At 33.3% G+C, this 12,718-nt stretch carries 12 protein-coding genes; 5 read left to right on the top strand and 7 right to left on the bottom strand.

Annotation, left to right across the window (positions count from 1 at the left end; translation table 11 throughout):
• The first annotated feature begins 37 nt into the window (after window positions 1-37).
• On the top strand, window positions 38-502 hold the full coding sequence (locus B2745_RS10095) for an Lrp/AsnC family transcriptional regulator (RefSeq protein ID WP_026904039.1): 465 nt from the start codon (window positions 38-40) through the stop codon (window positions 500-502).
• Here B2745_RS10095 and B2745_RS10090 read toward each other — a convergent pair.
• Complete coding sequence (locus tag B2745_RS10090; RefSeq protein WP_304066025.1) at window positions 483-2,369, bottom strand: MASE3 domain-containing protein; 1,887 nt, start codon at window positions 2,367-2,369, stop codon at window positions 483-485. The genes B2745_RS10095 and B2745_RS10090 overlap by 20 nt on opposite strands.
• Window positions 2,370-2,446: 77 nt before the next feature.
• Window positions 2,447-3,124 carry a uracil-DNA glycosylase gene (ung, locus tag B2745_RS10085; RefSeq protein WP_304066022.1) on the bottom strand — a complete coding sequence of 226 codons (678 nt, stop codon included), beginning with the start codon at window positions 3,122-3,124 and terminating at the stop codon, window positions 2,447-2,449.
• 78 nt (window positions 3,125-3,202) lie between these two features.
• On the opposite strand from ung, the gene B2745_RS10080 reads away from it, so the two are divergent.
• Window positions 3,203-3,769 (top strand): membrane protein, encoded by a 567-nt coding sequence (locus B2745_RS10080; RefSeq protein WP_026904041.1) that lies wholly within the window; start codon window positions 3,203-3,205, stop codon window positions 3,767-3,769.
• A 141-nt stretch (window positions 3,770-3,910) separates the two neighbouring features.
• Here B2745_RS10080 and B2745_RS10075 read toward each other — a convergent pair whose 3' ends face one another.
• The 5 genes from B2745_RS10075 to B2745_RS10055 all read right to left on the bottom strand — a co-directional run bounded on the left by B2745_RS10075 (window position 3,911) and on the right by B2745_RS10055 (window position 8,039).
• The gene (locus tag B2745_RS10075; protein ID WP_304066019.1) at window positions 3,911-4,414 is read right to left on the bottom strand and encodes a GtrA family protein; all 504 of its coding nucleotides are present in this window, start codon (window positions 4,412-4,414) and stop codon (window positions 3,911-3,913) included.
• A 20-nt stretch (window positions 4,415-4,434) separates the two neighbouring features.
• On the bottom strand, window positions 4,435-5,655 hold the full coding sequence (locus tag B2745_RS10070; RefSeq protein WP_304066016.1) for a TCR/Tet family MFS transporter: 1,221 nt from the start codon (window positions 5,653-5,655) through the stop codon (window positions 4,435-4,437).
• A 78-nt stretch (window positions 5,656-5,733) separates the two neighbouring features.
• Window positions 5,734-6,369, bottom strand: a complete 636-nt coding sequence (locus B2745_RS10065; RefSeq protein ID WP_304066013.1) for a uridine kinase family protein — start codon at window positions 6,367-6,369, stop codon at window positions 5,734-5,736.
• A complete protein-coding gene (locus B2745_RS10060) occupies window positions 6,359-7,264 on the bottom strand; it encodes a DPBB and LysM peptidoglycan-binding domain-containing protein (RefSeq protein ID WP_304066010.1) in 906 nt (301 codons plus the stop codon). Before B2745_RS10060 ends, B2745_RS10065 begins: the two co-directional genes overlap by 11 nt.
• 31 nt (window positions 7,265-7,295) lie before the next feature.
• On the bottom strand, window positions 7,296-8,039 hold the full coding sequence (locus tag B2745_RS10055) for a DUF4905 domain-containing protein (protein ID WP_304066007.1): 744 nt from the start codon (window positions 8,037-8,039) through the stop codon (window positions 7,296-7,298).
• Window positions 8,040-8,065: 26 nt separating this feature from the next.
• Here B2745_RS10055 and B2745_RS10050 point away from each other — a divergent pair, with 26 nt between their 5' ends.
• The 3 genes from B2745_RS10050 (at window position 8,066) to B2745_RS10040 (ending at window position 12,711) form a co-directional block, all read left to right on the top strand.
• Entirely contained in the window at window positions 8,066-9,391 is a 1,326-nt protein-coding gene (locus B2745_RS10050) for an NfeD family protein (RefSeq protein ID WP_304066004.1), read from the top strand.
• Window positions 9,392-9,425: 34 nt separating this feature from the next.
• Complete coding sequence (locus B2745_RS10045; protein ID WP_026904048.1) at window positions 9,426-9,908, top strand: Dps family protein; 483 nt, start codon at window positions 9,426-9,428, stop codon at window positions 9,906-9,908.
• Between the two features lie 280 nt (window positions 9,909-10,188).
• Complete coding sequence (locus B2745_RS10040; protein ID WP_304066001.1) at window positions 10,189-12,711, top strand: fibronectin type III domain-containing protein; 2,523 nt, start codon at window positions 10,189-10,191, stop codon at window positions 12,709-12,711.
• Window positions 12,712-12,718: the final 7 nt, after the last annotated feature.

Genomic DNA, 12,718 nt, shown 5'->3' with positions numbered 1-12,718 from the left:
AGGATTAAAAACTAACTTTGTATAAAAATTTAAGGTTATGGAACTGGATAAGATAGATTTGAATATTCTTAAAATTATGCAAGAAAATGGTAGGATTACCAATTTGCAGCTCTCCCAGATGATTGGTTTATCACCAGCACCAACTTTAGAAAGGGTAAGAAAACTAGAGCACTCTGGTTATATCAAAAGTTACCATGCCTTGGTTGATGAGGAAAAGTTAGGTTTAGGAATTAAAACGTTTATACAAGTTTCTTTAGATTTTCATCAAAACGATACCATTACAATTTTTTTAGAGGAGGTTAACGCCATAAAGGAAATTACAGAGTGCCACCACGTAACTGGTCAATGTGATTTTATTTTAAAAGCATACGTAAAAGACATAAAGGCTTATGAACAGTTGATTATGCAAAAGATAAGCAGAATATCTGTAGTGAAGACTTTCCAAACGATGATGATTATGTCTACTAGCAAAAAGGAGCCTATTATCCCGCTAGAATATTAGGTTGAGCAGCAACATAACCGGGTAGGGTAAAGTAAAAAGTTGTTCCTTTATTAATTTCGCTTTCTACCCAAATTTGTCCTTGGTGTAGTTCTACAAATTCTTTAGCTAGTATCAATCCTAAACCTGTTCCTTTTTCATCGGCAGTACCGGGTTTAGAATACCTGTTTTCTATCTTAAAGATTTCATCAACATACCCTTTTTCTATCCCGATGCCGTTATCGGTGATACTAAATAAAACTTCTTGATTTTTTACATCTAGTTTAAGCTCTATTTTACCATTTGGGTGTGTAAACTTAATGGCATTGGTTATTAAGTTACGTAAAACGGTATTCAGCATTTGCCTATCTGCATTTACGTAAATAAGTTCTCTGTAATTTAAGTTGATGGTAATATTTTTAGCATCGGCGGAAGCCAAAAATAGTTGATGTGTTTCTGTTAGTATATCTACCGCAGATAAGATTTGTATTTTTGGTGCTAGGCTACCAGTTTGTATTCTAGACCAGCTTAGTAAATTTTCTAACAAATTAAACACTTGTTTGGCACTACTATTCATTCTAAATGCGAGTTGTTGTATACGCTCTGTACTATATTTATCTGCGTTTTTATAAATCAACTCGCTAAAGCCTATTAAGGCGTTAAAAGGGTTTTTTAAATCATGAGCAATGATAGAAAAGAATTTATCTTTTGTTGCATTAATTTCTTGTAAATGATTTTCGGTATTTTTTAATTGCGTAATATCATAACAAATAATCAGGTAGGTTTCTATTTGGTTGTCTGATATATATTCTGGAACAATTTGTATAGCAAAAAAATATTTTTTATGCTCTAATAAAATATCTAGTTTGGTTTCCTTTATAGATTTATCTTTTTGGGCACTTAATAAAATTTCTATCAAAGCTTTTTCCAAATAATCAGGCAAGCCCATAGCAAATAATGCTTTACCTAAAAAATGCTGGCTGTTTAGCTTTGTGAATTTACTTAATGCGTTGTTGGTATAAATACATCTAAAATTTTTATCTAAACGGATAATAAGCTCCGGAAGGTTTTCTGCTAAAGTTCTGTAGCTTTCTTCTTTGTCTTTTAAGTCTTTAAATAAAATACCTGTTGGGTTAAGAAAACTGGTTTCTACATTGGCTTTATAAATCAGAAAGAAAGATATGAGTTTACCATAATGTCCAATTTGGTTTATAAATCCATCGTTAGTGGTATACAAGGTGAAACAAAACTCGCTTAAGATAGAAAAAGTTAAAGAGGCAAAAAGCAAATAGAAAACTTTGTTATCAAAGTACTTTTTTCTTCTCACTAAAGTTAAACATGCTATACTTAAAATGATGATAACGATATACTCTGAATAAATTTTAAAAGCTGTTTGACCAATACCCTCTACATAGCAAACAGGAAAATTTTTCCAATAAAGGATAGACAAAATAAGTAAGCCACTAATAAATAGGTAGATAAGGAAAATATAATCTGCATTAAGTCTTTGTTTACGTTTTAAAAACCAGAAACCTACTAACAAAGTAATACTTTCTAAAAAGCGGGTGGCTATCCAAAATTGGTTGGCATAAAATGCTGTACTATTTAGGATGTTCATGCCTTTATAGGTAAGGGCATGTAAAATATCTAGTATCCCAATGAATAAATAGGCTATACCAACCAAGAATAAATAATTGTTATCAAGAATTTTTCTGGAGTTCCAGGTAACGATAAAAACAGCAAAAGCAACCGTTACAGAAAATAACTCAACCAGCGTATGAAAAAGCAGATAACTTTCTTTTAAACTTAGAAACAAAACTAGCAACAGCAAGCTAGATGCAAACAAAGTGCGGTAGTTTTTTTTGATAAGATGGCTTATGGGTAGATTCAAGCTGATTATTTATAAGTGCAAAAATAATTTTAATTTTATTATTTTACGCTTAATTAAAGACAGTAGTTTGTTTTGACCTAAAAAAAATGCCAATTGATAGCTTTTTTACCTTGCTGTACTAAATAATGATTGGTTTTACTAAAAGGCTTTGAACCAAAAAAGCCACTATAGGCAGAGAATGGCGATGGGTGTGCAGATTTAATAATGAAATGCTTACCTGTGTCTATCAAAGCTATTTTTTGTTGTGCAAATTTACCCCATAAGATAAAAACAAGTTTCTCTTTATGTAGCGATAAGGCTTTAATTGCTGCATCAGTAAAAACTTCCCAACCTTGGTTTTGGTGCGAACCGGCTTTTCCAGCTTCTACTGTTAAAGTAGCATTTAAAAGTAATACGCCTTGTTTAGCCCAACTGCTTAAGTTTCCATGTAATGGAATTTTAAATCCCGGGATATCATCACTTAATTCTTTATAAATATTTTGAAGAGAAGGGGGTAATTTTACGTTTTCTTTAACGGAAAAAGATAAACCATGTGCCTGTCCAGCACCATGGTAAGGGTCTTGACCCAGTATCACAACCTTAACATCATCAAAAGGAGTTAAATTAAAAGCATTAAATATTTCTGCTCCGGGTGGGTATATGGTTTTGCCTTTTTTCTTTTCTTCTTGCAAAAATTGCTTTAGTTGAAGCATATAATCTTTTTCAAATTCTTCTTCTAAAACAGCCAACCAAGATGATTCTAATTGTACAGACATATTTCTTTATCTTTTTATTGATTAAAAGCTCAAATAAACGATATTTGCAGCCACTAAAGTATATTAAATACATTTGACATGCCAAATTTCATTAGAATTATATTAGGAGCTTTAATTCTTGGAGCTGCTATTACCTTAATTGTTTTTTCTTATTGGGGATGGGGAATTCTTTTAATCTTCATATCCATCTTAGTTTTTGTTACCTATATCTTTAACGAGAAAATGCTGATAGCGCAATGGTTTCTGAGAAAAGAAAATATGGAAAAAGCAGAAGCTTGGTTAGCTAGTATTAAAAACTACGAAAAAGAGTTGTTTAAAGGTCAATGGGGATATTACCATTTGTTATTAGGTTTAATAGAGTCTAGAAAATCTCCAATGAAATCAGAAAAGTTCTTTAAAAAGGCTTTATCTTTTGGTTTAACGATGGATCATAACATTGCCTTAGCAAATTTAAGTTTGGCTGGTGTAGAGATGGGAAAAAGAAATAAGCGTGAAGCACAAAGATTACTAAAAGAAGCAGAAAAAGCCGATAAGAATAAGCTTTTAGCTGAGCAAATTAAAATGATGAAGGGCCAGATGAGTATGCTAGATAAAACCCAAATGGTACGTGGTGGCAGAGGCGGAAGCGGGTTTAGACAGTTTTAATAGTATAGAAGTTTTATAAAATCAGAGAGGCTGTCTCAAACATCATATTTGTCACATTGAGTGGAGTCGAAATGTTCTCCGATATGCTCAGAAAAGCTTCGACTCCGCTCAGCCTGACACAAATTGATGATTTGAGATAGCCTATTTTTCCTTCCTAACCCTAAAAGAAAAATACCTTTGCGATAAATAGCTAAAGCCGATGATGATTACCGTAGTTAAAATTGCAGATGGTGTAGGATACCAACCAAACTGCTCTACAAATAGTTTTAAAAACAGATAATTTAAAACTACACAAGCCATTACTACCATTATATACCTTACAAATTGTATTCTTCTGCGTAAGTAAGAGCCTTTAAAAACTACAAACATGTTTAAGTAAAATCCTATGGGCATGGTTATAAAGAAGGCTATCAAGAATGCTGCAATGTGTGGGCTTATGGCTATAAAAGGTAAATGAACAATTTGCTTTTTTAAGACGAAGTTATAAGAAACAAAGTAAATTAAAATGTTTAAGGCCGTGTTTGAACCTCCACAAGCAGCATAACGGTAAGTTTGTAGCGGCATAAATCTTCTGAAGATTGGATAGAAAAAATCAACAGTTTTAAGTATGGTTTCTTTAACGAAATAGTGAAGGCTTAAAAGCATAAACAAGAATACAAAAATCTTTAACTTTTTGATGCATGGGTTCTCATGCTTTTTGCAGCAGTAAAAACACTTATCAGAACCAAAATAGAACAAACAAAAAATGGTGCCCCTGGAAAAATAAAGGGAGCTTTATCTCCGGTAAAGAAAGCAAAAAGGTTAGTCATTACTGGCGGTGCTACAATAGTTGTAGCGCTCATTAAGCTTGTTAAAGCACCTTGAAGCTCTCCTTGCTCATTTGTAGGGGCGTAACCACTAATAATACTTTGAAGTGCTGGTCCGGCTATTCCGCCTAAAGAATAAGGGATGATAAAGGCAAACATCATCCAACCTTCTGCAGCAAAGGCAAATAACAATAGCCCCAAACTGTAAAAAGCTAAGCCCATATATAAGCTTTTCTCTTGTCCAAACTTAGGAATTACCCACCTGATGATACCTACTTGTACAATACCTATCATTAAGCCTATAAAGCCTAAAGAATAGCCCACCCAAGCCTCGTTCCACTTAAATTTTTCCATCCCATAAAAAGACCAAGTACTTTGTAAACCATTGTTGGCAATGTACATCAGAATAAGTGTTAATACTAACCCATAAACGGCAGGATATTTTTTTAACTGATATAATGAGCCTAGTGGATTTGCTCTTTTAATATCAAAAGGACGTCTTTTTTCTACTGGTAAGGATTCTGGTAACACAAAGTATCCGTAAATAACATTTAAAAAACTTAGACCTGCAGCAGCAAAAAATGGTATTCTGGAACCAAACTGACCTAAAACTCCGCCTAATACTGGACCTAATATAAAGCCTAAACCAAAGGCAGCGCCAATTAATCCAAAATTTTGAGCTCTTTTTTCTGGTGTGCTAACATCCGCAATATAGGCCGATGCTGTTGTAAAACTTGCTCCGGTAAAGCCAGCAATGATACGTCCTATAAATAACCATCCTATGGTAGGGGCAAAGGCTAATAGTAAATAATCAATCCCAAAACCTAATAAAGAAAATAGTAAAACAGGTCTTCTACCGTATCTATCACTTAAATTTCCTAACAATGGGGCACAAATAAATTGTACAAAAGCATAAGCAAAAGTTAACCAGCCGCCAATACTTGCTGCTTCACTAATGTTTCCATGGATAAGTTCAGAAATAAGGGTGGGTAATACAGGGATGATAATACCTAAACCTGTTACATCTATCAATAAAGTAATAAAGATAAACCCGAGTGCTGTGTTTTTAGGCTCTTTCATTATATAGAGATGATATTTTTATTTAGACATCTGGCTGCTCTCATGAAAATAAATCTCCTTAAAATCGGCTTTAAAGGGTTATATATTCAATTTTAAACGTAATTCTCGGGAAATTTCATCAGTTAAATCTAAAATGTTTCTAAGCTCATTGGTAGAGTTATCTGCAATTTTATCACAACGGTTACGATGAGGTAAAAGGTATTCTTGATAAGCTGGCATAACATGATTTTCCCATTTGTACATGACATCATCTTCCGAATATCCTCTTTCTATTAAATCTCGATTCAAACGCCTTTCCAGTGCTATTTCTGTTGCAGCATCAATGAAAATGCGATAATCAAAAAGTGGATCTACGCTAGGATAATGGTAAATAAATAATCCCTCGATAATTAAAATAGGGGCAGGTTTTATCTCTAATATTTTAGGTACAGCACTGCTATTATTAAAAGTATATTCTTTTTTATAAACCGTTTGAAAGTTTAATAAACTGTTGATATCCCTCTCAAAAGCCTCGATATCAATACAAGAAGGTAAATCAAAGTTGTAAAGCTTGTTTTCTTCGGCAGATAAATCACCTACCGGAATATAATAGTCATCTTGAGAAACTAAACAAACTTCTTCTGGTGTAAAATGGTTTAGAAAACAGTTTAAGAAAAATGTTTTGCCAGAGCCACTACCACCAGCAACTCCTATTACAAAAGGCTTATTGTTCATTTGGAAGTCCGTATGTAATATTTACTAAAAACCTTTTATCTAAAGCACCTAAAGCGTCAGAAGCTGCTTTGGTAATCACGATGATAACATCTTTGGTAGTTTCGTTCTCGGTATACTTACCTACAACTTTAGCAAAAACGCTTCTATTAGTCATAGGGTTGGTAATTTTTACAATAGTACCTACAGGGGCAAGCTTGTGTAAAGCGTAGCTTTTGGTGGCGTCTAAGTTTTCGTCGTTTATCCAAACAGCAATGCCTTTTTCATTTTTCTCAGTAATGCCATATCTGTTTCTTGGTATTTCTATACCTGAGTTAGAGTCTGTTGAGTCTATGTATTTAATTTTAACTTCAGGCTTTGTAATTTGTTCTTTAACTACTTCTGGTTTACCTGTTTGGGCATTTTTAACTACTTCTGGTTTTAAGCTAACTTCATCATTAACTAAAATTTTTAATGTTTGGCCAATACTTAAGCCTGTAGTTTTAAGGTTGTTAAGGAGCTTTAAATCATCCACACGCATATTGTATTTACTGGCAATACTGTAAAGTGTTTCTTTAGCTTGCACAACGTGTATTGATTCTCTTTTACCGTTGTTTTGTGCAGTGTTTGATGAAGAGTTAAAACTTACAGGTTTTTGCTCTGCAAAAGGTCTATCGGTTGGTATTTTAATCACCTGACCAATGCTAAGCGCAACATTATTATTGAAATCCATAATCGCTTTTGGCGAAACATTATATTTTCTGCCTAAAGCATAATAGTTTTCTTTTGGTTCTATTTTATGTAGGATAACTTTTTTTCCGGCAGAATTTTCTATACCTACAGAGTCTACTAAGGTAGTTGCAGATGCAGAAAATGATAGTATAGAAAAGGTTATTAATAAGATTGTTTTAAGCTTCATGTATTAAGGTCTTCTCTGAAAAACTTTGCAATTATAGTAAATAACTCACAATTTCTGATTTGTTTCTGATGTATACCAGTTTGCCAAGCCACACAAAGAACGTATCTTCTGCTAGTTTTTGTATGTTGTCATTTAAAATATCAGAAAGTAAAATATTGTTTTCTTTATTATAAACTTCAATTATTTGGGTGTAGCTGTCTTTATTTTTAAGATATAAGCTTCTTATAAAAAGGTCTTTGTAAATTAATTGTTGCGCTGTATCCCAGATATTTTCAGCTAGTTGATGTTCTGGTAGGATAATTTGATTTTGAAGCTGTTGTAGGGTACCATCTGCTTTAAGCAAACCTAAAGACTTTCCCGTATTTAGATCTAATAACTCTAGTTTACGAGGCATTATTTTGGCATTATAGGCTAAAATACCTTCTTTATAAACGGCTTGTGCGGTATGACTATAGTTTTGCCAGCCAATATTTTTATCAATTAAATTAAAGACCAAGATGTTTTTTTGTGTAGGCGCAAATTCGTTCTCAAAACCATGTAATATCAATTTGTGTTGATACAGTGCTAATAATCCCAATTGCCACTTTTCTTCAAAAGGATAGTTAAGGATAATGAAGCATTGTTGGTTAAAATCATAAACAGAAAATAAAACCTGTTTTGTTAAAGTTCTGCTTTCTATAGCCATGCAATTTAGCTCGTCATCTAAAACTATTTTCCAGATAATTCCCTCTAATTGCTGTTTTAATAAGGGCTTTAATGTATCTTTATTTAACATCTTATTCAAAAATAGAAATTAATATCATGAAGCATATCTTTTATCTCTTTATAAGCTTGTTTTTAAGCAATCATCTAGTGATAGCGCAGCCAAAAGTTTATCAGTTTAACTTAAAGCAAGAAATAAATCCGGCTGCTTGGCGTACCACCAGAATTGCTATAGAAAATGCCAAACAACAAAAGGCCGATGTTTTATTGATACACATGAATACTTTTGGCGGAATGCTGGATTATGCAGACTCTATACGCTCTGCTATTTTGACTGCACCTATGGAAACTATTGTTTTTATTGATAATAATGCAGCATCAGCAGGGGCTTTAATTGCTATAGCTTGTGATAAAATTTATATGCACAAAGGAGCTAGTATTGGTGCTGCAAGCGTAGTTAATGCAGAAGGAGAAGTGCTGCCAGAAAAATATCAATCCTACATGCGTGGCTTAATGCGAACAACGGCAGAGAGTAAAGGTAGAAATCCTAAAATAGCAGAAGGTTTTGTTGACCCTGATTTAGAAATACCCACTATTAAACCAAAGGGTAAAGTGCTTACTTTTACCACTACAGAAGCTATTGCTAATGGTTTTTGCAATGCTGAAGCAAGTTCTGTAAAAGAACTACTAGCTAAAGAAGGATTAAAATCTTACGATTTAGAAGTTTATCAGCCTACTTTAATAGACTATATTATAGGGTTTTTAATTAACCCTGCTGTAAGTGGTGTTTTAATTTTATTGATTATTGGAGGCATTTATTTTGAGCTGCAAGCACCCGGAATTGGCTTTGCCTTACTTGTATCAGTAGTGGCGGCCTTACTTTTCTTTGCTCCTTTATATTTAGAAGGTTTAGCCGATAATTGGGAGATTTTATTATTTATTGTTGGGATAGCTTTACTCGTGTTAGAAATATTTTTCATTCCTGGGTTTGGTATTTTTGGTATTTTAGGTATTGTAATGATGATTAGCGGATTGGCTTTTAGCCTTATTTTAAATGATTTTTTTGATTTTAATGTTACCAGCGGAGAGCGTTTAACAAATTCTTTTTTACTGGTGCTTCTTTCTATGATTGGGGCTATAGTGGTAGGTGCTTTCTTTGGGGGCAATGTTCTAAAATCTAAAATGTTTAAAAGGTTAGTTTTGGAGGATGAACAGCAAGCTACACAAGGTTATCAAGTAAGAAAACCAGATACGTCTTTTATTGGTAAAATTGGTTTTGCTAAAACTGATTTACGCCCATCAGGTAAAATAGAAATAGATGGGAATTGGTACGATGCTGTATCTAACGATGGCTTTATTGAGAACGGAACGAATATTGTTGTAAGTAAAATTGAAAATTATAATCTGGTAGTTAGAAAAGCATAAGGCTAATTACCCTTTAATTTAAATTATACTTATTATGGCAACAAACAAAATAGGATTAAACGACAAGAAAGTAGTAGCGCTAGTAGACCAACTGAATGATTTATTAGCTAATTATCAAGTACATTATCAAAAACTTAGAGGCTGCCATTGGAATGTGAGAGGAAACGATTTTTTTACCCTCCATGTAAAGTTTGAAGAACTGTATAACAATGCACAACTCACCATTGATGAACTTGCCGAACGTGTGTTAACTTTAGGCAAATCTCCATACAGCACTTTTAAAAGCTATACAGAAGTTGCAAAAATTAAAGAGATAGAAACAGAAGGAATGGCTCCGGCAAAAATGGTTGATGCGATATTAGAAGACTATAAAACCCTTATTGATTTGGAAAGAGAAATCATTGAAAATGCCTCAGAAAATGCAAATGATGAAGGTACCGCCGATATGATTACAGGTTTTATGAAGTTCCAAGAAAAAACCAGTTGGATGTTGAGAGCTTATAACGGGAATAAGTAATTTTAATCATGATGATTTAAAAAAGGTGTCTACTTTTAGTAGATGCCTTTTTTTGTGTCTAGAAAATGCTTTATAGCACTTTTTAAACGCTAATTTGAGTGATAAATCTGCCAATTCAAGTTAGTTTTTCATTCTTTTTAATCTTGATATTTGAAATAGCTCATAGTGGCAAACCAATTATTTCATGTAAATCTATTTTAATTATCATAATCAGGTTTTAAAAACGCTGTTATGAGTTCTTAATAGTTTTATGATTTCTCATTTTTTAAACTCAATAACTATGAAATTAAAACTGCTACGCTCTTTTAAGACTTTAATAACTTTATTACTTACTTCACAATTTCTTTTTGCCCAAGAAGGCACAGGTTGGAATGATATTACAACTGTTCAAGAACAAGCACAACGTGTGCATTTACAAAATTATGAAGGAAGTTTAATTACCAGAGCGTGGAATAATGGCGATGCAAGTTACATGGATACAAACGGTGCTACTTCAAGTAATTTCAATACAATTAATTCTACAAGTGGTTATTCTTTTATTGAAAATGGGGTTAATAGAACCCATACTTTTTCGCTTTTTAAATTTCCAGGAAATCGCTCTGAGATAAGAATACATGATGACTATGTTGACGGAACAAGACAATTTGAAGGTTTTGTTACTATAAATGACAATGTTTTTTCTGATAATGCAGTATTTCAAATATTTGGAGGTATTATAGAAAACGGCGTACAAAGAGCCACTTTACTACAAATTAGAGGAGACGCTTTTTCAAATGGAGGAACTTTAAGGGTTGTTTCTAATGGAACATTTGATATGATCGGGAATACAACCATTGCAACAAATATCCTCAATCAAGAAGTCAAAATTAACGTTATTCACGAACAACAAACAGCTACAAAAGCAGGCAAGATTTACTTCTTCGTGAATGGTGTTTTAAGACTCACTTTGTCAGAAAATTTCACTCCTAACAATGTGGATGGAAATTATTTTAAATATGGATGTTACGGGCGTGAAGATGAGCCAAGTACAAATAGCATTGTAAATTCTCAAGTACAATGGAGAAATGTAAGGCTTTGGGAAGGAGGAACATATGCGCCTAGTAATACGCCTAATCCTGCTGTGCCTACAGGTTTGTCAGCTTCAATTGTTAGCCCAACTGCTGTTAACCTTTCTTGGACAGATGTAAGTCATGATACTGGTTATACCTTACAAGTATCAACTACAAGTGCAACTACCGGTTTCTCAGATTTAACAACTACAAATTTTAATGTTAAAACGTTTCAAGCAACAGGTTTAACAGCCGGCATTGACTATTGGTTTAGAGTAAGAGCTAATGGTGTTAGTAACTCTGCCTTTTCTAATGCTATATTCGTTAATACAACTAATATGCCTTTTGCTGATGCTTCTAATGCTATTTGGCAATATAATTTTGGTACACAAGCAGCAACATTTACAGTAGGGGCAGCAACATATACCACAGGTGGTACTGCTAGTGGCGGTTCAAATCCTTTAACTTCTCCAGGAGAAGGTCAAAGTGCAACTATTAGAGTCAATAGTACCGCAAATGGAGGTTTTAGGTTAGTTACATCAGGTACAAATTTTACAAATGGAAGTAATGGAGCAAGGTTGGCTATCTATCCTTCAACAGGTAATAATGTTAATAAGTTCTATATTACCAATATTGGTGCTACCAATCAAACACCAAGAATTGCGACTAATTTATTTAGCCTGAGTATGAATGTGAAATTTGTATCAGGAACTAATGGTACCTACCAGTTTTTGATAGGCGATGGCGCAGCTACTGATGCAGGATCCAGCGGCTCTAATTTGCAAAATGCAAATCCTGTTTTTGCAGTTATTAGATGGCAACCACAATCAAATGGTAACTATAATTTTGCGACAAGAGTAGGGGCTACAAGTACTTACACCAATATTTCTGGAGTTACTTTGAGTAACGGTACAGAATTTAATATGAGAATGTTTTGTAATAATTCGGCACAGCCATTAGACTATACTATCGGTACTCAAAGCTATACTGTAACAGCAGGCTCTTACCATATTTGGATTAATAACACACGCTTAACTACAACAGGAAGTAATCATAATTTTAGCGCTGCGGGCTTATCAGCCGATGCTAAATTAGATTTTATTTCTCTTATTGTTAATAACAATTCTAATGCAGATGGAGAGATTATCTTGGATGATCTCAGATATGCAAATTTTTTAGCAGATTTAAATGACCCTACGGTTTTACCAGTTTCTTTAATAGGTTTTGATGCCAGAAGAGTTTTCAATAGCGTAAGTCTAAATTGGAGTACCGCGTCAGAGTCTGATAACGCTAGGTTTGAGATAGAAAGAGCTAATGATGATGGGATTTTTGTTAAAATAGGCGAGAAAGAAGGAGCTGACAATAGTAATAGCACTTTAGATTATCATTTTATTGATAATAATCCCTTTAACGGAAATAATTACTACCGTTTAAAGCAAATAGATTTTAATGGCAAATATGAATATTTTGGGCCTAGAGTAGTTAATTATAGTTTAGAAAATCTAAACACAAGCTATATATATAAATTATCTGCTAATGAGTATCATGTGATTATTCACGCTATAAGTCAACATCAGGGTACTTTAAGTATAAGTAATTTAAATGGTCAAAAAGTATACGAGCAAAAGATTATACTTAAAGAAGGTGAAAATACTTATCCAATTTCTTTAGCAGGGGTAGCAGATGGTATTTACTTGTTAAACCTATCATCTAAAGAACTTGCTAACAGCATAAAATTTGTAAAGAAGCTATAAATTGAAA

The sequence above is a fragment of the Pedobacter glucosidilyticus genome, assembly GCF_002483235.1.
Lineage (GTDB): Bacteria > Bacteroidota > Bacteroidia > Sphingobacteriales > Sphingobacteriaceae > Pseudopedobacter > Pseudopedobacter glucosidilyticum_B.
The sequence above is the reverse complement of the archived record's forward strand: the minus strand, read 5'-3'. Positions and strand labels throughout refer to the sequence as shown.

What these genes read in the sequence shown, in the direction of transcription:
- B2745_RS10095 (WP_026904039.1), top strand. Translation starts at nt 38, where the DNA reads ATGGAACTGGATAAGATAGATTTGAATATTCTTAAAATTATGCAAGAA.
- B2745_RS10050 (WP_304066004.1), top strand. Translation starts at nt 8,066, where the DNA reads ATGAAGCATATCTTTTATCTCTTTATAAGCTTGTTTTTAAGCAATCAT.
- B2745_RS10070 (WP_304066016.1), bottom strand. Translation starts at nt 5,655, where the DNA reads ATGAAAGAGCCTAAAAACACAGCACTCGGGTTTATCTTTATTACTTTA.
- B2745_RS10065 (WP_304066013.1), bottom strand. Translation starts at nt 6,369, where the DNA reads ATGAACAATAAGCCTTTTGTAATAGGAGTTGCTGGTGGTAGTGGCTCT.
- B2745_RS10080 (WP_026904041.1), top strand. Translation starts at nt 3,203, where the DNA reads ATGCCAAATTTCATTAGAATTATATTAGGAGCTTTAATTCTTGGAGCT.
- B2745_RS10040 (WP_304066001.1), top strand. Translation starts at nt 10,189, where the DNA reads ATGAAATTAAAACTGCTACGCTCTTTTAAGACTTTAATAACTTTATTA.
- ung (WP_304066022.1), bottom strand. Translation starts at nt 3,124, where the DNA reads ATGTCTGTACAATTAGAATCATCTTGGTTGGCTGTTTTAGAAGAAGAA.
- B2745_RS10045 (WP_026904048.1), top strand. Translation starts at nt 9,426, where the DNA reads ATGGCAACAAACAAAATAGGATTAAACGACAAGAAAGTAGTAGCGCTA.
- B2745_RS10055 (WP_304066007.1), bottom strand. Translation starts at nt 8,039, where the DNA reads ATGTTAAATAAAGATACATTAAAGCCCTTATTAAAACAGCAATTAGAG.
- B2745_RS10060 (WP_304066010.1), bottom strand. Translation starts at nt 7,264, where the DNA reads ATGAAGCTTAAAACAATCTTATTAATAACCTTTTCTATACTATCATTT.
- B2745_RS10075 (WP_304066019.1), bottom strand. Translation starts at nt 4,414, where the DNA reads ATGCTTTTAAGCCTTCACTATTTCGTTAAAGAAACCATACTTAAAACT.